This is a genomic window from Thiothrix subterranea (assembly GCF_016772315.1).
In the GTDB taxonomy this organism is placed as follows: Bacteria; Pseudomonadota; Gammaproteobacteria; order Thiotrichales; family Thiotrichaceae; genus Thiothrix; species Thiothrix subterranea.
On record NZ_CP053482.1, the window covers coordinates 117,772 to 137,891 of the forward strand.

At 51.3% G+C, this 20,120-nt stretch carries 24 protein-coding genes; 8 read left to right on the plus strand and 16 right to left on the minus strand.

The features are described from left to right. Positions 1 to 13 precede the first annotated feature (13 nt). Positions 14 to 496, plus strand: a complete 483-nt coding sequence (locus HMY34_RS00535) for a PDDEXK family nuclease (RefSeq protein WP_202717226.1) — start codon at positions 14 to 16, stop codon at positions 494 to 496. Here HMY34_RS00535 and HMY34_RS00540 read toward each other — a convergent pair. The 4 genes from HMY34_RS00540 to HMY34_RS00555 form a co-directional block, all read right to left on the minus strand. Next, positions 493 to 669 (minus strand): hypothetical protein, encoded by a 177-nt coding sequence (locus HMY34_RS00540; RefSeq protein WP_202717227.1) that lies wholly within the window; start codon positions 667 to 669, stop codon positions 493 to 495. The genes HMY34_RS00535 and HMY34_RS00540 overlap by 4 nt on opposite strands. 156 nt (positions 670 to 825) lie before the next feature. Beyond that, positions 826 to 2,103 (minus strand): replication-associated recombination protein A, encoded by a 1,278-nt coding sequence (locus tag HMY34_RS00545; protein WP_202719088.1) that lies wholly within the window; start codon positions 2,101 to 2,103, stop codon positions 826 to 828. Continuing rightward, positions 2,100 to 2,735 (minus strand): outer membrane lipoprotein periplasmic chaperone LolA, encoded by a 636-nt coding sequence (gene lolA, locus HMY34_RS00550; RefSeq protein WP_202717228.1) that lies wholly within the window; start codon positions 2,733 to 2,735, stop codon positions 2,100 to 2,102. The genes HMY34_RS00545 and lolA overlap by 4 nt, the downstream gene beginning before the upstream one ends. A gap of 17 nt (positions 2,736 to 2,752) precedes the next feature. Continuing rightward, positions 2,753 to 5,281 (minus strand): DNA translocase FtsK, encoded by a 2,529-nt coding sequence (locus HMY34_RS00555; protein WP_202717229.1) that lies wholly within the window; start codon positions 5,279 to 5,281, stop codon positions 2,753 to 2,755. A 113-nt stretch (positions 5,282 to 5,394) separates the two neighbouring features. Here HMY34_RS00555 and trxB point away from each other — a divergent pair, with 113 nt between their 5' ends. From trxB to HMY34_RS00570, 3 genes are read left to right on the plus strand one after another with little or no spacing between them, the layout of a single operon-like run. Beyond that, complete coding sequence (gene trxB, locus HMY34_RS00560) at positions 5,395 to 6,357, plus strand: thioredoxin-disulfide reductase (protein WP_202717230.1); 963 nt, start codon at positions 5,395 to 5,397, stop codon at positions 6,355 to 6,357. A 9-nt stretch (positions 6,358 to 6,366) separates the two neighbouring features. Further along, the gene (gene aat, locus HMY34_RS00565) at positions 6,367 to 7,122 is read left to right on the plus strand and encodes a leucyl/phenylalanyl-tRNA--protein transferase (RefSeq protein WP_202717231.1); all 756 of its coding nucleotides are present in this window, start codon (positions 6,367 to 6,369) and stop codon (positions 7,120 to 7,122) included. A 23-nt stretch (positions 7,123 to 7,145) separates the two neighbouring features. After that, entirely contained in the window at positions 7,146 to 7,802 is a 657-nt protein-coding gene (locus tag HMY34_RS00570; protein ID WP_202717232.1) for a YceH family protein, read from the plus strand. 94 nt (positions 7,803 to 7,896) lie between these two features. Here HMY34_RS00570 and HMY34_RS00575 read toward each other — a convergent pair whose 3' ends face one another. The 10 genes from HMY34_RS00575 to HMY34_RS00620 form a co-directional block, all read right to left on the minus strand. After that, on the minus strand, positions 7,897 to 8,346 hold the full coding sequence (locus HMY34_RS00575) for a hypothetical protein (protein WP_202717233.1): 450 nt from the start codon (positions 8,344 to 8,346) through the stop codon (positions 7,897 to 7,899). A 37-nt stretch (positions 8,347 to 8,383) separates the two neighbouring features. Next, a complete protein-coding gene (pepN, locus tag HMY34_RS00580; RefSeq protein WP_202717234.1) occupies positions 8,384 to 10,999 on the minus strand; it encodes an aminopeptidase N in 2,616 nt (871 codons plus the stop codon). After that, on the minus strand, positions 10,996 to 11,868 hold the full coding sequence (locus HMY34_RS00585) for a DUF4743 domain-containing protein (RefSeq protein WP_202717235.1): 873 nt from the start codon (positions 11,866 to 11,868) through the stop codon (positions 10,996 to 10,998). The genes pepN and HMY34_RS00585 overlap by 4 nt, the downstream gene beginning before the upstream one ends. Beyond that, on the minus strand, positions 11,855 to 12,304 hold the full coding sequence (locus HMY34_RS00590; RefSeq protein ID WP_202717236.1) for a hypothetical protein: 450 nt from the start codon (positions 12,302 to 12,304) through the stop codon (positions 11,855 to 11,857). The genes HMY34_RS00585 and HMY34_RS00590 overlap by 14 nt, the downstream gene beginning before the upstream one ends. A gap of 56 nt (positions 12,305 to 12,360) precedes the next feature. Continuing rightward, a complete protein-coding gene (locus HMY34_RS00595; protein WP_202717237.1) occupies positions 12,361 to 12,603 on the minus strand; it encodes a CDGSH iron-sulfur domain-containing protein in 243 nt (80 codons plus the stop codon). After that, positions 12,600 to 13,469 carry a malonyl-ACP O-methyltransferase BioC gene (gene bioC, locus HMY34_RS00600; RefSeq protein WP_202717238.1) on the minus strand — a complete coding sequence of 290 codons (870 nt, stop codon included), beginning with the start codon at positions 13,467 to 13,469 and terminating at the stop codon, positions 12,600 to 12,602. Before bioC ends, HMY34_RS00595 begins: the two co-directional genes overlap by 4 nt. 61 nt (positions 13,470 to 13,530) lie before the next feature. Further along, the gene (locus HMY34_RS00605) at positions 13,531 to 14,778 is read right to left on the minus strand and encodes a hypothetical protein (protein ID WP_202717239.1); all 1,248 of its coding nucleotides are present in this window, start codon (positions 14,776 to 14,778) and stop codon (positions 13,531 to 13,533) included. 67 nt (positions 14,779 to 14,845) lie between these two features. Then, positions 14,846 to 15,184 carry a hypothetical protein gene (locus HMY34_RS00610; protein ID WP_202717240.1) on the minus strand — a complete coding sequence of 113 codons (339 nt, stop codon included), beginning with the start codon at positions 15,182 to 15,184 and terminating at the stop codon, positions 14,846 to 14,848. Between the two features lie 144 nt (positions 15,185 to 15,328). Beyond that, complete coding sequence (gene bioH / locus HMY34_RS00615) at positions 15,329 to 16,087, minus strand: pimeloyl-ACP methyl ester esterase BioH (RefSeq protein ID WP_228287942.1); 759 nt, start codon at positions 16,085 to 16,087, stop codon at positions 15,329 to 15,331. Between the two features lie 6 nt (positions 16,088 to 16,093). Beyond that, a complete protein-coding gene (locus HMY34_RS00620) occupies positions 16,094 to 17,164 on the minus strand; it encodes a hypothetical protein (protein WP_202717241.1) in 1,071 nt (356 codons plus the stop codon). A gap of 127 nt (positions 17,165 to 17,291) precedes the next feature. Here HMY34_RS00620 and HMY34_RS00625 point away from each other — a divergent pair, with 127 nt between their 5' ends. Together HMY34_RS00625 and HMY34_RS00630 are read left to right on the plus strand one after the other, a co-directional pair. Further along, positions 17,292 to 17,501, plus strand: a complete 210-nt coding sequence (locus HMY34_RS00625) for a type II toxin-antitoxin system VapB family antitoxin (protein ID WP_202717242.1) — start codon at positions 17,292 to 17,294, stop codon at positions 17,499 to 17,501. Continuing rightward, a complete protein-coding gene (locus HMY34_RS00630) occupies positions 17,501 to 17,773 on the plus strand; it encodes a PIN domain-containing protein (RefSeq protein WP_202717243.1) in 273 nt (90 codons plus the stop codon). The genes HMY34_RS00625 and HMY34_RS00630 overlap by 1 nt, the downstream gene beginning before the upstream one ends. Here the strand turns inward: HMY34_RS00630 and HMY34_RS00635 are convergent. Both HMY34_RS00635 and HMY34_RS00640 read right to left on the minus strand, forming a co-directional pair. Then, positions 17,737 to 19,107, minus strand: a complete 1,371-nt coding sequence (locus tag HMY34_RS00635) for an ISNCY family transposase (protein WP_407701844.1) — start codon at positions 19,105 to 19,107, stop codon at positions 17,737 to 17,739. The two genes, HMY34_RS00630 and HMY34_RS00635, sit on opposite strands and share 37 nt — an antisense overlap. A 53-nt stretch (positions 19,108 to 19,160) precedes the next feature. Then, on the minus strand, positions 19,161 to 19,376 hold the full coding sequence (locus tag HMY34_RS00640) for a hypothetical protein (protein ID WP_202717244.1): 216 nt from the start codon (positions 19,374 to 19,376) through the stop codon (positions 19,161 to 19,163). Between HMY34_RS00640 and HMY34_RS20440 the strand changes: the two genes are divergently transcribed. Together HMY34_RS20440 and plsY are read left to right on the plus strand one after the other, a co-directional pair. Then, positions 19,332 to 19,457, plus strand: a complete 126-nt coding sequence (locus HMY34_RS20440) for a PIN domain-containing protein (RefSeq protein WP_323127471.1) — start codon at positions 19,332 to 19,334, stop codon at positions 19,455 to 19,457. The two genes, HMY34_RS00640 and HMY34_RS20440, sit on opposite strands and share 45 nt — an antisense overlap. 43 nt (positions 19,458 to 19,500) lie before the next feature. Beyond that, complete coding sequence (gene plsY / locus HMY34_RS00645) at positions 19,501 to 20,118, plus strand: glycerol-3-phosphate 1-O-acyltransferase PlsY (RefSeq protein ID WP_202717245.1); 618 nt, start codon at positions 19,501 to 19,503, stop codon at positions 20,116 to 20,118. Positions 20,119 to 20,120 lie beyond the last annotated feature (2 nt).

Genomic DNA, 20,120 nt, shown 5'->3' on the forward strand with positions numbered 1-20,120 from the left:
TACAATCAACAAGATGAAAATACATCCAGACAAACAACTACTTGATGCCCTGTTTCCACACATCCGCCAATATCAGGCGTTAGCGGAAAAGCACGGCATTAATGACATTTTTCAGGACAACGGCGGCAAACTGCTGCAAGTCATACTGACTACCAGCCTTGAAGTGTTACCGGGGCGTGAGGGTAATGATGCCAGAGATGCGGCTGGAAACGAATACGAACTTAAATCCGTCAACACCTCGCTGACCAAGAGCTTCTCCACTCACCACCACATGAACCCGACGATTATAGCCAAATACCGCCGAGTCGATTGGATATTCGCTGTTTACCAAGGGATTGAACTGCAACAGATTTTCCTGTTGACACCCGCACAGATGGAGCCGTTCTACGCAAAATGGGAAAAGAAATGGCATGATGACGGTGGCAAGGACATAAACAATCCGAAGATTCCGCTGAGCTATGTGCAGAATAATGGCAGGCTGATTTTTGAGGCTTAAAGTGTACCTGCGTAAATCGCCGCCACACTCAACACCATATCCAAATAAGGCAGCGTAATTTCATCATCCAACCGATCGAACTGCTGTAATCCCCAGCTACCGTCTGCCAAACGCACCAGCATATCCACCTGTACTTTATCCTGCGCAACAACCAGATAAGCTTGCAGCGGCAAGTTTTTCACCTTCCAGATACTCAGCCTCGCTAAGGTATTGCCCCGATATTTGACGCGCTAAAGGCATAACATTCTCCTACAACACCCGCCGATAAATACCTACCACTGTTGAACATAGCACGGCTGGCAAAGCCTCGCCATCTCACCTAACACCCATCAAGACCGCCGCAACCCCGCCAACTTCTCCCGAATCTTAATCTCCAATCCCCGCTCGACCGGTTCATAATAACGCCGCCCTTTCAGCTCATCCGGGAAATAGTTTTCCCCCGCCACATACGCATTCTGCTCATCGTGGGCATAGCGGTAATCTTTGCCGTAATCCAACGCCTTCATCAGCCTGGTCGGCGCATTACGCAAATGCAACGGCACATCCAACGAACCCGACTGTTGCGCATCCGCCCGCGCCAGTTTGTAAGCCGTGTACACCGCATTGCTTTTCGGCGCACATGCCAGATACACCACCGCTTGCGCCAGCATCAACTCCCCTTCCGGGCTGCCTAAACGCTCGTAAGCGTCCCACGCATTCAACGCCAACTGCAAACTGCGCGGGTCGGCATTGCCAATATCCTCACTCGCCATGCGCACCACCCGCCGCGCAATGTACAAAGGGTCACAACCGCCATCCAGCATCCGACACAACCAATACAACGCCGCATCGGGGTCAGTGCCACGCACCGACTTGTGCAAGGCTGAAATCTGCTCGTAAAACAAATCACCGCCCTTATCGAAACGCCGCAACGATTCCGCCACCACTTCCTGCACGGTAGCAGCCGTAATCCGCGCTCCCTCCGGCGTGTCTTCCGCCAAATCCGCCGCAATTTCCAACCAATTCAACGCCCGTCGTGCATCGCCATCGGCTGCGGCGGCTAATGCCTCCAACACCCCCTCACTGGCCTGCACATGCAGCGCCCCCAAACCTTTGTCACTGTCCTGCAACGCACGTTGCAACACCCGCTGAATATCATCCGGCAACAGGGAACGCAACACGTAAGTACGCACCCGTGACAACAACGCATTATTCAATTCAAAAGAAGGGTTTTCCGTGGTTGCACCAATAAACAATAACGTGCCATCTTCAATATGCGGCAAAAACGCATCTTGCTGCGCCTTATTGAAACGGTGAACTTCATCCACAAACAACACGGTGGTGCGTCCGAATTGCGCCCGGTTTTGCCGCGCCACCTCAACCGCCGCACGAATCTCCTTCACCCCCGCCAATACCGCCGATAAGGTGAGGAATTCTGCCTTCCAATAGTGGGTAATTAAACGTGCCAGTGTGGTTTTGCCGGTTCCGGGAGGCCCCCAGAACAGCATCGAGTGCGGTCGGGATTCTTCGATGGCTCGCCGCAGCGGTTTGCCAACGGCAAGCAAGTGAAGCTGCCCGGCGTACTCATCGAGCGTCGCCGGGCGTATCCGTTCAGCTAAGGGAATCAGGAAGCTTTCCCAATCACGTCAGCCCCTTTAGGTGGCGTGAAACTGAAACGGCTCTTGTCGATGTCAATATCGGTACGCAAGCCTTGAAACTTAATGTAGGTTTGTTGCCCGAATTTATCGCCCAAGATCATTTCTTCCACGCCGGTAGCACTAATGCCCAAATCCATTGAAGTGAAATCAGAATCCTGTTTTTTCGGCGTCAAACGAAACCATTCCAAGGTGCTGCCTTCGGCCTCCATTTCCTGCACATTGAATTGTTTATCAACGGCCTGCTTTTGGGTCAGCATCCCGACCGGCGCAGAAGACAAGGCTTGCGTCATCGGCTTGACCGTAACTTGATCCAATTCCACGTCGTAAATCCACACGTTTTTACCGTCTGCCACGATTTCATGCTTGTCGGGTGCGGCGTATTCCCACCGGAATTTGCCGGGGCGTGACAGAAAGACGTTACCACTGGACGATTGACGCACCGCGCCTTTTTCATCAATCACTTGCTGGGTGAAAGCCGACTGCATGGTGTCGATTTTGGTAAAGAAATCGTCAAGTTTTTCACGACCGCCAGCCCATGCACTGCTGCTCATTAAGCCCGTCGCCAACAGTACTGCCAGTGTTTTAGTGAACGTTGTTTTCATCATTAACCTCATGTTATTCAATCTTTTGGCGGTGCGGCAACCAATACATCGCGTGAGCCATTGCTCAACACCGGGCTGACCACACCTGCGCTTTCCATGTCTTCTATCATGCGTGCCGCCCGGTTATAACCCACCTTGAGGCGACGTTGCAGATACGAAATCGACGCACGCCGAGATTCGATCACCACCGCCACTGCTTCATCATACAGCGGGTCGGATTCGCCCTCGCGTTCCGTCAACGGTTCTAATCCCGGTACGGCATCCGATGTTGACGTGTTATCAGCTAAGACCTCCGCAATGTAATCCGGTTCCCCTTGCAGCTTAAGGTAGTTAGCAACATCTTCCACTTCGCGGTCAGTCACGAGCGCACCGTGCACCCGTTGCGGCAAGGAAGTCCCCGGTGGCATGTATAACATATCACCATAACCCAGCAATTGTTCCGCGCCCCCCTGATCCAAAATCGTGCGCGAGTCGATCTTGGTAGACACTTGGAACGCAATCCGCGTTGGGATATTCGCCTTAATCAACCCCGTAATCACATCCACCGACGGGCGTTGCGTCGCCAAAATCAAATGGATACCGGACGCCCGTGCTTTCTGTGCCAGCCGCGCAATCAACTCTTCCACTTTTTTGCCGACCACCATCATCATGTCGGCGAATTCGTCGACGATTACCACGATATAAGGCAAAGTCTCCAAGGGCTGCGGATGCCCCGCCACCGATTTCAGTGGGTCAAACAAAGGGTCAAGAATCACCTCACCTTTTTCACGCGCTTCAATAATTTTTTCATTGAAACCCGCAATATTGCGCACCTTGAGTTTCGACATCAGCAAATAGCGGCGTTCCATTTCCGCCACGCACCAACGCAAGGCATTGGCAGCGTGTTTCATGTCTGTCACTACCGGCGCGAGCAAATGCGGAATGTCTTCGTAGCTGCTCAATTCCAGCATTTTCGGGTCGATCATAATCATGCGCACTTCAGCAGGTGTGGCTTTGTACAGCAAGCTCATCAACACCGCGTTGATGAATACCGATTTTCCTGAACCTGTCGTCCCCGCCACCAGCAAATGCGGCATCCGCCCCAAATCGGCGACAATCGGGTGTCCGGCAATGTCCTTACCCAGTGCCAAGGTCAACGGTGAAGGATTTTTCTTGTACACCGCTGACGCCAGCATTTCGCTCATCGTTACCACGTCACGGCGATCATTGGGGATTTCGATCCCAATCGTTGGTCGCCCCGGAATGACTTCCACCACCCGCACGCTGGAAACACACATATTCCGCGCCAAATCGGATGCCAGACCAGAAATTTTCGAGGCTTTGGTGCCATCGGGTAATTCCAGCTCGAAACGGGTAATCACCGGGCCGGGGTCACGCGCCACCACTTTCACATCGGGCACGCCGTAATGTCCCAAGGCTTCCACCAGCTTCGTCGCCAACTCGTTTAAGCGTTCTTTGGGTTGCGTTACACGGTCGCGGGGCGGCGGGTTCAGCAAGCTCAGACGCGGCAAAATCAAACCATGCCCCTTGCCTGCTTTAACGGGAGGAAGATTTTCCGCCACGTTACGACTGCTACTAACGTCGCTGGTTTTGGCTTTGGGTGCGGGTTTATCAGCATCACTGACAACGGCAGCGGCTTCTTCAAGCGGTACATCCGCAACAGCGGCGGTTTGCTTATCGCGGGCAAGGCTGGAAAAGTCTGGCACATCCAAACGGGTTTCATCACGGAAAGGCGCGTGAATATCGGTTAAATCAACCCCATCACCCAGATTGGGTTCGCCGCGCTTCACAACGGTGCGATTCACCCAACCACTGGCTTTATCCAAGGCAACCGTGCCGCCTTGCAAATAGCCTTTGCTACGGTTCAATACCTCAGAAAAACGCCCCAATACCCCGCTTTTATTCGCGGCAGCCGCATCACCGACAGCGCCAGCTTGTTCCATGCCTTGCAATTTATCAAACACCTGCAACATCCAGTCGCCAACTTTTTCGGTCACTTGTGACCAAGAAATATCGGCGACTACCGTAATACTTCCCAGAAACAACGACAGCAAAAATAAAATCGACCCAAAAAAGCCCAAGAACGTACCCGTAAACACTTTAGCAACGGCCTGCCCTAACATGCCGCCACCAATACCCTCAGGAAAAGGCATAAACAGCAAATGCGCTAAACCCGCCCCCGATAACAAGGTGAATAAAGCGCCGACACTGGTAATGATGTCATTGATACCGCCCACAGGGTTGTTCGGATTTTTCATGTGCGGGCCGATGCGAAAAGCTGTCAACCCCATCACCACCAACACCAGCGGCAAGGCATACGCCAAGTAACCCAACAGCCCCACCAGGAAATCAGCCAGCCACGCCCCCTTACAACCCGCTAAATTGTCACAGGGACCAATGCGGGTGTTATGATGAAATGGGCCGGGGTCAAGCGGGCTGTACGAAAGCAGCGCCAGCAAAATCACGGCGGCGATACCCATGAAAATAATGACACTCGCCTGTTGTAAACCCAGACGCTTTTTTTGATTGAGAATAACCTTAGCCAAACCAATATCCCTGTTCGTTTGATTCCCTAATTATAGGGCCTGTTTTTCCGATTACTACTTTACCCGACACGGTATGTCACATAGGATTACCCAATTCGGAAGGAGAATTATACATGAACACAACCAAACATTGCCGTTTACTCATCCTCGGTTCGGGGCCAGCGGGCTATACCGCTGCCGTTTACGCCGCACGCGCCAACCTAAAACCCGTATTGATCACCGGCATGGCGCAAGGTGGGCAGTTGATGACCACCACCGAAGTGGATAACTGGCCGGGCGATGATGCTGGCGTCATGGGGCCACAATTAATGGAACGGATGCAAAAACACGCTGAACGTTTCGATACCGAAATCATTTTTGACCACATTAATAGCGTCGACCTGCAAAACCGTCCTTTTACGCTGAACGGCGACAGCGGGCAATACACCTGTGACGCTTTGATTATAGCCACTGGCGCGTCAGCGATGTACTTAGGATTAGAATCTGAGCAAAAATTCAGTGGCAAAGGCGTATCGGCCTGCGCCACCTGTGATGGCTTTTTCTACCGCAATCAAAAAGTCGCGGTGATTGGCGGTGGCAATACGGCGGTGGAAGAAGCACTTTACCTTGCGAATATCGCCTCTGAAGTCACGTTAGTGCACCGTCGTGACGAATTGCGTTCTGAAAAAATCTTGCAAAAACACCTGTTTGAAAAAGTCGAACAAGGCAAAGTCAAAATCTTGTGGAACACCACTCTCGATGAAGTCCTTGGCGACAAAACCGGTGTGACCGGAATGCGCGTCAAAGACGTAAACAGCGGCACAACCCAAGACATCGCGGTACACGGCATTTTCATTGCCATTGGTCACAAACCCAATACGGCCATTTTCGATGGGCAATTAGAAATGAGTGGTGGCTACCTCAAAGTCAAAAGTGGCTCGGAAGGCAATGCCACCCAAACCAGCATCGAAGGCGTATTTGCCGCCGGTGACGTCATGGATCACGTTTACCGCCAAGCCATCACCTCCGCCGGTACGGGTTGCATGGCGGCCTTGGATGCGGAAAAATATTTGGATCAATTGGCAAAAACTCACTAAAGGAACGGCGTGTTACCACGATCACTCAGCCTCACCTTACTCAACCCCACTTGGTCGGAAGAACCTTTCCCACCTGTGGAAATGGCGTGGGAAGAACCCAACGGCTTGCTGGCAGTCGGCGGCGATTTAAGCATTGCCCGCTTGAAAAATGCTTACCGTGCGGGGATCTTCCCCTGGTTTGGGCCGCGTGAACCGATCTACTGGTGGTCGCCCGACCCGCGCACGGTGCTGTTTCCGCACAAAATCCGCATGACCCGCAGTTTGCGTAAATCGTTACGCAACAAAGGTTATCGGATCAGCTTCGATACCTGCTTCTCCGATGTCGTAGAAGCCTGCGCCGCGCCGCGCTCTTACACCGCCGAAACCTGGATTACGCACGAAATGCACACCGCTTATTGCATGTTGCACGCGCATGACATCGCGCATTCGGTGGAAGTGTGGAATCCGGCAGGTGAACTGGTTGGCGGCCTGTACGGTGTGACTACCGGCGGGGTATTCAGCGGCGAATCCATGTTCAGCCGCGAACCGGATACCTCCAAAATCGCAATGGTGGCACTGGCTTGGCACGTACAGCACTGGGGCTTTGCGGTGATTGACTGCCAAATCGAAAACCCGCATTTAATGAGCATGGGCGCGGAAAACATTTCACGCGATGACTACTTGAAAATTTTGCACGCTAATTTACACGTTCCGCCGCCGCGCTATTGGCTGGCGGACAACAGCGTCGATTTATCGCGCTGGCAAACGGAAACCGATCCCCGTTAATTCATACCACAGGGCTACGCATTATGTTTGATGACGAACAACCCCGACCACCGTTTAGTGCTGAAGAACTACGCATTCTTGGCAGCTTAATGGAAAAACAACTCACCACCCCCGCCAGCTATCCGCTCACTTTTAACTCGCTGACAGTGGCGTGTAATCAAAAAAGCAGCCGCGACCCCGTGATGAATTTGACCGAAGGCGTGGTAGGGCATACCGCCAAAGTGCTAGTCGAAGGCGGCTGGACAAACATCCAATACAGCGAACGCGCCCAACGGGTAGAGCACAAAGTTGAGCGCAAACTCAAACTGAATCGCCAACAACAAGCGGTGCTGTGCGTATTATTACTGCGCCGCCCCCAAACCTTGAACGAAATCAAAACCCGCACCGAACGCATGGCAGATTTTGCCAGCACCGACGAAATCCGCGAGATTTTGGAAGCGTGGATGGCACTCGATAAGCCCTTGGCAGTGCGTTTGCCTGCGGGTGGTGGACGGCGCGAAGACCGCTATTTTCACGCCCTTGGCACCGAAACGCTGGATGAATTGCACACCACCGAAGCCGCCAGCCCTGGCACTACCAGCCACCACAGCAGCCCCCGCCAAGACCATTACGCGCAATTAGAAGCACGGGTGGCAGAATTAGAAAAACGCCTCGCCGCCTTAGAAACACAATTGTACTGACAAAAAATGGGGCGTATGCAATACGCCCCTACGAAAACCCTTGTAAGGGCGTATTGCATACGCCCTTTTTGAAAAGTTATTTCGTGCACATTCCTTATTTTTTCTCAGGAGCAGGCACAGCGGCTTCGCCCACGGCTGGCGTCGCTTCGATTTTCACTTTCTCGACGTCGCCATCACAATAGCTCCACTGGGCTTCCCAACGTGAAGGGAAACTTTTATCGAGGAACTTGATCTCGTAGCGCCCCCAATAGCGGGTCATTTCACCGAAAATACCGGGGCGTTCCGTGGTACATTCCACCTTGGCTTTCTTTTTTGCCCAGTAACCGTCATAGGTTCCACGGTTTTCGTACACTTTCGCCAAACCTAAAATGTATACCACACCCGGATCTTCCGCAGGGCCATAAGCAAATACGGCGGTTGGCCCAATTTCATCGGCGTACACAATACGCCCAACGTTGCTGTTCCATACTTCGTCTGCCAGCGCACTACCGCCAGTGGTGATCAGTGCTGCTAAGCCTAGCGCTTTCAATACGTTTAGTTTCATTCCATGCCCTCTCTATCATTAATGAACGGTCGCTGCATCATACCAGACTCTTGCTCACGATTTCATACACATCCCCCGACAAACCGCTGTGCGCTTTAATCTGCTCCAGTTGGGCTTTCATGGCGGCGCTGCGGGTCGGCTCGTATTGCCGCCAGTTCATTAGCGGGCGCACCATGCGTGAGGCGATTTGCGGGTTCATCGCATCCAATTCCAAGACGCGCTCGGTGAGGAAGGTGTAACCACTGCCATCTTGTGCGTGGAAATGCAGCGGGTTGCGCATTGCAAAACTGCCCACCAATGCACGGACTTTGTTGGGGTTGCGGATGTCGAACAGCGCATGTTGCATCAGCGTATGCACTTGTTGCAGCGTACCCGGTAACGACGAGGTAGCTTGCAAGCCGAACCATTTATCCATCACCAGCGGATCATGCTGCCAACGGTCGTGGAAATGTTGCAGCGCCTCTTCACGTTGCGGGCAGTCGATTTTGCTGAGTACCGCCAATGCCGCCATTGCGTCGGTCATATTGCCCGCATTGCGGTATTGCTGGAGGCAGGTGTCGTAAATGCCGTCATCCTGAATGCGCCCCAAATACGCCAGACAGACATTTTTCAGACTGCGCCGCCCAATGCTCACCGCATCCGGGGAATAATCGCCCTGCCCTTGCGCGTGCAAATCGGCATACAGCGCTTCCAGATCCAAACGCAAGGCTTTCGCCAAGGTCGCGTGGATGAATTCGCGCACAGTATGAATCGCTTCGGGGTCAGACGGGCGTGCCACTTCTGCGATGTCCGCTTCGGACGGTAATGTCATGGCTTCGGCACGCAAGGCATTATCCAAGGTGTTATCGGTGAGAATCGCTTGGTAAGCACTGATGAATTCGTGTTCCAACCCAAAAGCAGCTTGCTGTTGCTGCGCATCCAGTAAGCTCAGAATGGTTTGCATCGCCAGTCGCTGACCGGCATCCCAACGGTTGAAAGCATCGCTGTCATGCTTCATCAAAAACACCAGCTCGGCGGTAGTGTACGGGTAGCTCAAGCGCACGGGAGCAGAAAAACCACGCAACAACGAAGGCACGGGACATTCCGCTACTTGCTCAAACGTAAACGACTGTTCAGCATCCGTCAGGCGTAACACTTGTGTGCCGATCAAGTCTTGTCCATTGCTACCTAGCAAACCGACGGCTACCGGAATCAAAAACGGCAATTTCTCCGCTGCTTCCGGCGTCGCGGGGCAAGACTGGCGCAAGTGCAAGGTACACGTTTGCGCGGCTGCATCGTAATCCATCGTCACCTCGACCTGTGGCGTCCCCGCTTGATCATACCAGCGCTGAAACTGGCTCAAATCAGCTTCGTTGGCATCCGCCATTGCCGCGAGAAAGTTTTCGGTCGCCACCGCTTGCCCGTCATGGCGCTGAAAATACAAATCCATGCCTTTGCGGAAACCGTCACGCCCCAGCAAAGTCTGGTACATGCGCACCACTTCCGCACCTTTTTCATAAACGGTAACAGTGTAGAAGTTATTGATTTCCATGTAAGACGCGGGGCGAATCGGGTGTGCCATCGGGCTGGCATCTTCCGCAAACTGATTGGTACGCAACATCCGCACGTCTTCAATGCGTTTCACCGGGCGCGAATGCAAATCAGAGGTGAATTCTTGATCACGGAATACCGTCAGCCCTTCCTTCAGCGACAATTGAAACCAATCACGGCAAGTCACACGATTACCCGTCCAATTGTGGAAATACTCATGCCCAATCACCGCTTCAATGCTGACATAATCCATATCCGTCGCGGTGGCAGGGCTGGCAAATACCAACTTGGAGTTGAACACGTTCAAGCCCTTGTTTTCCATCGCGCCCATATTGAAATCATCGACCGCCACAATCATGTAAATGTCGAGGTCGTATTCCAAGCCGAAACGCTGTTCATCCCAGTGCATCGCCCGTTTCAGCGACTGCATCGCGTGGTCACACTTGTCGATATTGTGCGCTTCGGTATAGATGCGCAAAGTGACATCACGCCCAGAACCCGTGGTGTAATGGTCTTCCACATGCTGCAAATCGCCCGCCACCAGCGCGAATAAATACGCGGGTTTATGAAACGGATCTTCCCAACGCGCCCAATGCCGACCATCCGCCAACTCGCCGCTGCCGGTCAGATTGCCGTTGGAAAGCAGCACCGGGTATTTCTGCTTATCCGCCAAAATTTGCGTGGTGAACACCGTCATCACATCAGGGCGATCGGGATAATAGGTGATTTTGCGAAAACCTTGTGCTTCGCATTGCGTGCAGAAATTACCGCTGGACTGGTACAAACCTTCCAACGACGTATTTTTCTGCGGGTAAATGCGCGTCACGATTTCCAGCGTACACAGTGCCGACACATTCGGAATGCTCATGCCGGTATCCGTGACGTGATAATCGCTGGCTTGCAGCGGCAAACCATTCAAGCGGATTTCCAGCAATTCCAGCGCTTCGCCGTAGAGTTCCAATGGTGTATGCGCTGCAACGCCCGCTTCACGGCGGTAATTTGCCACACTGGTGACACGGGTAGATATTTCGCCCAATTCAAAGACCAGTGACAACGCATCCACACGGTAGCTAGGTGCGGTATAGTCTTGTAAATAAACCGTTTTAGGTTGACCTTCTCTCATTTTTTTGTCTCTTTTGAATGACTAGCAGTGTATAACACCTTGAGAATAGTAGCATATTCAGGATGTTGTGGTGAGATCATCCCCATGCGCAATAAAAGATCAATATTCACCAAATTGCAATTGTCTTTGAATTCTGTAGTGGTTTCGGTCAGCCGCGCAATCTCCGCTAATGGCATCCGCTCAAACGCAATCACTTCGCCATCGGTATTTTCCGGCACAAAATCCTCTGGCAACCACAAGTCATACACATAAATCGTGGAATTATCCAAGCCACGCCAGCCTTGCTGCCGATACGGAATCGTGCGAATTTCCTGCGCTTGTTGAGCCAGTGCTGCGGGAATATTAGCCTCTTCCTGTGACTCTTTAATGACATTTTCCAGCAAACCCAAGCCCACGGGTTGCCCGCCTGCCACCATTTGATCGAGCTTGCCCGGCCAAAAGGGTTTATCCAGTGAACGTGTGCCGACCCAAACCTCAATGCCCTGAGCGGTTTTCACCAAACCGTTAACGTGAATGCCAAAGGTTTTCACCCCCATGAAATTGGTGGCAGCGCGTTCGATTTCCAACGCGGCATAACCATCAAAGCTATGCGTGATCGGGTAAGCTTCCGCCACCCAGGTATCAATCACGCCCTGTTGATGCAACGCCCACAACACTGGCGCAACCGCAGCGGTGCGCGTGGCGTAATCGGTCAATTCAGGGTTAAGCACCACCTGCGTGTCAGTGACGCTGAAAATGTCTGACCAGTGTGTCAAGTGTTCCGCAAAGTCAGGTTGCACTTGCCCGTATACCTTGTCGTCAATCAGCAGTTCGCGGTAATGGGTGGATTCAAAATTATTGCAGGCACGAATGCGCTCAAGGTAGCTCATGTTTATGTATCAGCGGTTGTTGTTCGGCAAATTTGGTCATGCTGGTGTTCAACATCCAGCTTAACCAGAGTACAACCAGCAGCACCACTACCGCAATGACTCGCCAAGTACGCCGTGACAAATTAGACAATTGTTCACAGTTTTGCATATCGAGGTACATATCGCGTTCGACGTAGCCTTGCTGTTGGTTGAACTCGCTAAAGTCAATGGTAAAACTGTCGCCTGAATCGTGCAGCAATAATTCGTCAACCAGCGGGATTTCGCGGGCGTAAATCGAACGCACCGAATCAACCAGCCCAGCATTATCCAGCGTGGTCACGCCGTTGACTTTGCGTAAGCGTCCGTCGTCAGCATCGAGCAATTGCCATACCATCGAGCCTTTTTGCGGCGAAATAGCATTATGGGTAACAGACTGGATGGTATAGGTTTTTTTCATTGTTATGCGCCACATAGCGGGTAAATTGGCGCAAGCTTAGCACACGGCTTAGCCGCTTATGGCAAATTACGATGCGTGGCATCACAGAATGGTGCTTTCTGGGTATGCTTGCACGCACATAACCCGTACTTCTTGCTTTCCGGCACTGTAAATTCCATTGGGGTAAAATCCGTCCCCTTGTGCGAACCGTCGCAGAATGGCTGATTAGCCGAACGTCCGCAGGTACACCACCAATAGCTTTTATCGGCTTCCAACTCCACCAAACACGGTTTTTTCTGCGCAATAACGGGGTCACTCATGACTTACTCCTCATAATCGGAATGAATTTTTCGGGTAGTTTGCTGGGCAACAGCGTTGGTGCCCATGCGTGACCATACACTACTTCGTAGGTAGCGGGGTAAAGCCCGTTTTCCTGACGAAAGTATTCGTAGGCTTGCAGAAAAGCTTGCAGGTGTGCTTTGCCAGTCAAGCCGTGATTGCGCCCTTGGGTGGCATTATTTGCGCCAATCCCTTTCAGATCCCGCAATAAACCGCGCACATCGGTGTAGGTCAGCGTGATGGTTTCCATATCCACCACCGGATCGCGAAAACCGGCTTGCAACAGCGCATCACCCACGTCGTGCATATCCACAAATTGGCTGGCGTGGGTAAAGCCATCCACCCTGCCCCAACTGGCGCGTAATTCTTTCAAGGTATCCGGGCCGAAGGTGGCAAACATCAGCAAACCGTTGGGTTTCAGCACTTGCACCCATTCGCCAAACACGGCGGGCAAATCGTTACACCATTGCAGCATCAGGTTGGATAGCAACATATCCGCGCATTGCGGCTGGAATGGCAGGTGATTGGCATCGGCGCACACGCCTTGCGGCTTGCGAAACCAGCCGCCGCGTCGCCGGGTTTTTTGCACCATATTGACGGCGAGATCGACGCCGATAATGCGGGCTTTTTTGTAACGCTTGAGTAAATGTTCGCTGATTGCCCCCGTACCGCAACCGAGGTCGAGGACGGTTTCCGGCTGCATTTTGATGAAATCCAAACGTTCCAACAGACGCTCGCCGATTTCACGCTGCAACACCGCGTTCGCGTCGTAAGTGTGCGCGGCGCGTTCAAAACCTTGGCGGGTTTTACGCTTATCCAGCAAATGAGGGTTCGTATCAGAGCGCATCCAGCAATGCCCCGCTATGTTCCATGAAAGTCTCCGGGTGGGTAAGAGCGAGAATGCCTAATCAGTTAGCATAAGCATCGGCGATAAATATATGGCAGCCTTCAACGCTGTTATCACAAGGGATGCTGTCCATAAAATTTTGAACAGTAGACGGTTTCTGTCTTATTTGTGACAAATATTTAAGTTGATCAATATAACCTTGGAGTATCTTATTTCTCGCAATGATTTTTCTCGAAACCTCAAGGTTTAACTTTTCTTCCGTATCTATATTACCAATACCTATGCCATTGCGAATAGACCATGCTAAACCCATTTTCTGCGGCTGCCCGCGCAAGTGATCGAGAATACTTATACCCGCTGAGGAAGATTCAGCAAAATCAACCCACTCAATCACTTCAGCGGAATTGATGTGCTGGACGTAATCTTTTGTCAGAAAACGTTGCGCGTTATCGTTAATGACATGATTTTTAACGAATGCTCTGGACGAACTTTGCCATGTATTTTGTGCATCATGCAAATCGTTCAGTGCTTGATCGTACATATCCAGTTCTGCGGAACACAACGAATGCCCAATGGCTGTAATGGTGAAGTACTCTTCTGCCGCCATGAAGGAATATTCATTGCTGCTGTCTGTCAGTAACATTTTATATTTTTCGTGAATTTCCCCGATCGTCTGCCTGCTACTGATTAACATCTGAATCCTAGCGGCATGGTCTTCTACTTTATTTAATTCCCTGATGACTTTTAGTGCTGCGATTAACCTAGATCTTTCTTGTAGCTCAAGAAACGACTTGATGTATTTCACATCAGAAGCCACTTGTTGCAGCTTTTCATCAATTTTATTTATTTTATTACTTAGAAACAGAAAACCGGCAGAGCTAACAGCCAATGTCAAACCTGACAACAGCATGGATGCTTGCGCTAACTGAAGCAATTGGGTGACATTAGCTCCAATATGACTAACCTCAGTACTGATAGCGCCAACCTCAGCACCTATGCGGCCAACTTCAGCACCGATAATACCAACATCCCCGCCGATGCGACCAACTTCAGCGCCGATAACACCAACATCCCCGCCAATACGATGCAGTTGATAGGTATTAACGCCTGAAAGGAGTGTGTTCAGCGGCGAAGTGAAGGCTGATAAAATGTTGCCGGGCGTGGTGCTATTGACAAGATGCGCCAAAATTTGGCCTTGTTCATTGCGAACAACCCCACCGTACACTTTATTAACACCAGCGAGTACCCCAAGCATCAAATTGTCTGGAATGGAACGGCTTAATACAAAACCTGCTAATTCTGCGATCACGATGCTTCCTCAAAAAATTAATCCTAACGTTCTCTTGCGTTATGCGGAGCGCAAGATTACTCATTTATTAGGCTATTGCAAACCACTTAAGTTTTGCCACCCAAAATGTTATCAGTCTCCCGACCAAAAATGCGATGCAAAGAGGGACGACAAATTGATATAAAATGAATGCATCGCATTGTTCCAACACTAGGCTGGGGAGATAACCACGCACGGCAACATAGATTAAAACCACCAAAAATCCTATCGAATCAAGCAATACAGCAAGAATTATTCCCCACATTGAGAACCCGATAGAGAGGGCTAAGACTAACCCTGTGACTGCCGCACTTAAGATCATACTGATGACAGCTACAAATTTATTGCCGGTGTGCCAGTAATACCAGTAGCTTTTTGGAATTTTCACGATCTTAATCCCTGTGATAGATTAATTTAATGAACAGGAAGATTCTATCTTTTTGCCAATGGTAATATGCTTAAGATTAATGCTTATAATATTTTTTTGACGTGACCATCATCACTCTTTGATTGTTTTTCAACAAATTTTGGATTAAAGCCCACCTAGAAATGCCTCAACACGTTCCATGAAAAGCTCAGGGTGGGTCACGAAGGGTACATGCGCAGCACTATCCAACACGGCGATGTGCTGATAACCCATTTCAGGCAGCGCCTCAGCGAGAGACGCGGGTATCAGCTTATCGAGCTTGCCCAACATCCACAGCGCAGGCTGAGTCACGGGTGCTTGCGAAAAGTCGGCAGTTTGCAGAATGGTTAAGCCCTGTTCCAGCGCGGTAATGCTGGCGGGGTGTTCCATAATACGGTCACGCAAGGCATTCACCACGCGGGTATCGGTTTTGGTGCTGAGGAATTGCAGCGCGAAAAAACGTTTCACCGTGCCAAGGTAATCGGTTTGCAGGCTTCTGCCGAACAACGCGAGTAGGTCGGGGGATACACCGTGCGCCCAATCATTTTCTGCGACGAATTTTGGCGTGCTGGCAATCAAAATCAGCGCGGCAATCCGCTCAGGCAAAGCGTGCGCCAACCCTTGGGCGATTAAGCCGCCGAGTGACCAGCCCATAATAATGGCGTCTGCGGGGATGTGCGGGGTAAGTTGCGCCACCGCTTCCGCCAATGTTCCCAGCGGCAAATGGCTATTTGCGCCATGCCCCGGCAGGTCGATGCAAATGACTTGGGCATGTTGCGCCAAGCTCGGCAACAAGGGTTGCCAGACGTGGCTGTTCATCCCCCAGCCGTGGAGCAGGACTAACGGTTTGCCCTGTCCCGAATACTCAACAATGTTTAACTTCAAGGCTTCTTACCACTCCCACGGCATAAACGCTCGCATCCCTTTCATGGTCGGCGCAACCTCACCGCTCAAGCGGTTAACATCCTGACCTAAGTAAGCAACGTTCTGGTTCAATTGCTGAGTACTGTTCTGCATACCCTGTACGTTTTGCGTCATCACCGCCATATTGCCACTCATATCACGCACATCCGCCGCCATCGGCTGCATACTGGAGACAGAGGAAGACATGGTTTCGGTGTAGCCAGTGATGTCCTGCATTTGCGTGGACATATTGGCCATCGTACCGGTAATGCTGGTCATATTACTGCTCATAGAAGTCATGGCATTTTCCATGACGTTAACGATATGCACCATGTACACAGCCGCTAACCCTGCCAACACTAGACCCGGAACACTCATCCAGCGGGCGCGGCGGTAATTGCGTTCCTGACGTTGACGTTCGGTTTCGATGCGGGTTTCATGTTCATGTTGTTCCTGACGCATTTCTTCCTGCATCAGTTTCAAATGCCCCGTCAGCGATTGCAGCATTTTCTCCTGGCTTTGATCACGCATCTGGCTGCTGTTCTGCATTTCCTGATACATGTCACGCATCCGTTGCGCGAGGGAATCCAGCATTTCATCGTGGTGCGAATCGCGCTCTTGATTGTCCTGCTGAATCTGTTCAAACGCACTGCGCAAGCCTTGCAGAATATTTTCGCGCTGCTCTTCCTGCAAGGTAAAGCGCTTGCTGATGCTTTCCAGCAATTCCTGCGTCACGGTATTCTGCGCGTGTTCGCGCTGGGTCATGCTTTCAAGAATGCGTTCGCGTTGTTCATCATAGGCGGCGAAACGAGCGCGGATACTGTCCAGCAATTCATGGGTAACGTTGTACTGAACCTGTTCCCGATCCTGAATACTTTGTTGGATGCGCTCAAAAGTCGCCTCAATGTCCCCCGACAATTGCTGCATCACAAGCTGCTGCTGTGCCGCTTGCTGGCGGGCTTCCTCCTGAATCTGTTCCAGTGTCATATCCAAGGCATCTTCAGCCTTGTTAGGTATATCGGTCGTCGGGCTATCCGCTATTTTCTGTTGGTCACTCATCTCACTTTCCCCTGCGCAAGTCGTCTGGTATTAAAAGTTGGCTACTTTAGCATAGATAGATTGAGGCACAATCAACTTGCTATCCATCGCTTCACCCACAATAATCCACATCAGGAGGTGTATGCTTATGCGCACGAATATTGTTCTTGACGATACGCTAGTGATGGAGGCATTCCGTCTGACTGGCCTCAAAACTAAGCGGGAATTGATCCTGCAAGCCCTGAAAGAAATGGTAGAAAACCGCCAACGCCTAGATTTACGTGAACTGAGAGGCATTGGTGGCTTCCGGCATGATTACGACCACAAAGCATTACGTGCTGGCGAGGGTAAGCCCTGATGTATTTGGTCGATACCTCTGTGTGGATTGATTACATCAGTGGCAAAGAAGGCGAACATATCCAGTTTCTGGATACTCTGTTACAAAACCCCTTAGCCGTCGGTCTCAGCGATGTAATCTACATGGAAATTCTGCAAGGGGCTGAGAGTGAACACAGTTTTGCCCGTTTCAAGCGTTACTTCTCTGGGCAACGTTTTTACCGCCTGCAACAAGCTGAAAAAAGCCACAGCAATTCTCATTTTACCACCCACTGCTCAATCTCATCCGCTTGATGCCGCCGCTCTAAGCCGACGCGCATAAAATCCAGCAGAGCCGTCCAACTTTTGAAGCACAAAAAGGTCGTGAATGTATTGATGTCATCGAACAAACGTTCGCGTGACCCCATTTTTTGAAGCAAGGTTCGGAAACGCTCATCCATCAAGTCAATCACGGTATGGACGAGATAAGCCAATAACACTAATGCAGCCAACAAGTTGGCGAGGTGTTGCTGCCCATGCCCGAAGTTGTGTTCAAAGTGGTAGCCTTTGGTTTTCAGGGTATTGTTGTTTTCGTTCTCAATCTTCCAGCGGCATCGTCCAGCTTTGACGAGATCGACGACCTTGCCGGAGGTGATAGGGTGAGAGGTGGCAAAATCGTTATGGTACAAACACTTACCATCATCGCGCACACTCGTGAGGCTGAACCAGTTGACACGCAGGGCATCGTCCCCATCACGTAAGGGCATCTGCGTCGCAAAACGGTAGGTATCCGTGACAGAATGCTTTCCCCTCCGCCGCTGTACAAGATGGGTGCGTATCGTGCCGATTTTCTCTAGCCCTTCCAACTCTTCATATAAGGTCGTGTGGGACGTGGGTTTGCAGTTGAAAATGAACTGTGCACCAGCGTTCAGGACTGCTTGGCAAAACGGCTGGTGGCAATACAAATCATCCCCCAGAAACGTGATGCCCAGCGGGATGTAATCCGCGCCCCACTGAGCCAGCCAGCGTTTAGCCGCGTTGATTTCACAATCTTGCTTGGTTTGCCCATCTTGGCGGCTGATGAATTCTGGCGGCAACGGAATCACCTGCGGTTTATCGGGTGCGGTTAAAATCGGGGTCAGCACTTGGTGTGAGTAGGTGACTGTCCCGTTGTGATGCGTCTTCGTCAAACACTGCTCACAGTGGATGTGGGATGACGAAAAATGCTGTGTCCCATCCAGTGCCAACAAATAACCGTAGTCATGCACCCGCCACGTATCCAAATAACCATTCTGTTGCAACCCATTGAAAAGATAACGGTAAGCAGGCGCAACGGCTGATGGCGGCACGCTATCCAGCAAATGGCGAATTTGATTGTCGCAGGGGATGGCATGAACACCGAACAACGTCTGTGCATTACTCCGCTCTTGGTTCTCCACCATGCGCCGCTGGTATTCCAGAAAGGACGCACACTGCATGAAAAACACCGAAAAGGCACTCAAACCCGCATCCTCCAAGGTATAGCGGGTATTATTGCCGGGTTTGCGACAGTCGGGGAAGGCGCGGAATGTATCGCGCAATTGCTCCACGATACCCGCAAAAGTGAGCGGTGCGGTTAGCACAGCAGCAGTAACGGTTGGGTAGCTCATCGACTTCACCTCCCGGAACAGATCTCAATGGGATAGGTCTAGTTTACGCCATTTTATTGGATGAGGGGCAAAATGAGAATTGCTGGGATATTAGACCATGCATCACTTCCGGTCACACCCGGTGGTAAAATGAGAATTGCTGAAAAAGCCATGAGCAAGCGGCTAAACTGTATTTCGACTGCCGTCGCAAAGGCGTTACGGTACGTTCCACCATCGACTGCCTGATTGCCCAATGTGCCATCGAAAATGGCTTGATATTGTTGCACCATGATCGCGACTTTAAGCACATGGGTACGGTCATTAGCACACTAAACCAACGTCACTTTCTCCCCGACAAGCCGACAATCTGATAGCATTGCGACTTTACATAACAACACTACACGGATCTTCACCATGGTCTATTTGCTGATTGCGCTCGCTTACCTACTCGGTTCCATTTCTGCCGCCATCATCACTTGCAAGCTGATGGGGCTACCCGACCCGCGCACGGTGGGTTCCAATAACCCCGGCGCAACCAATGTCTTGCGCCACGGCGGTAAAAAAGCCGCTGCGATTACCTTGCTCGGTGATGGTTTAAAAGGCTTGATTCCGGTCTTAATCGGCAAAGCCTTGGGCGTGGATGAGACGGGGTTAATCTTGATCGGCATCGCCGCGTTTTTAGGGCATTTATACCCGGTATTCTACAGTTTCAAAGGCGGTAAAGGCGTTGCCACCGCTATCGGCGTATTCCTTGGTGTGAATCTGTGGGGCGGCATTGCATTCGTGGCAACTTGGTTGGTCATGGCGAAAGGCTTCAAGATTTCCTCACTCGCCGCGCTGATTGCTACCGCACTCTCGCCCATTTACTTTTGGGTATTGAGTGACGGTAATGGCTGGCTGACCTTGGGCGTGTTATTCATGGCGATTATGATCTTCTGGCGGCACGAATCGAATATCCGCAACCTGCTGTCGGGCAAGGAAGACAAGATTCAATCCAAAGAAGGCGCGGAAGGGGTAACAAACGAAGAATAGGC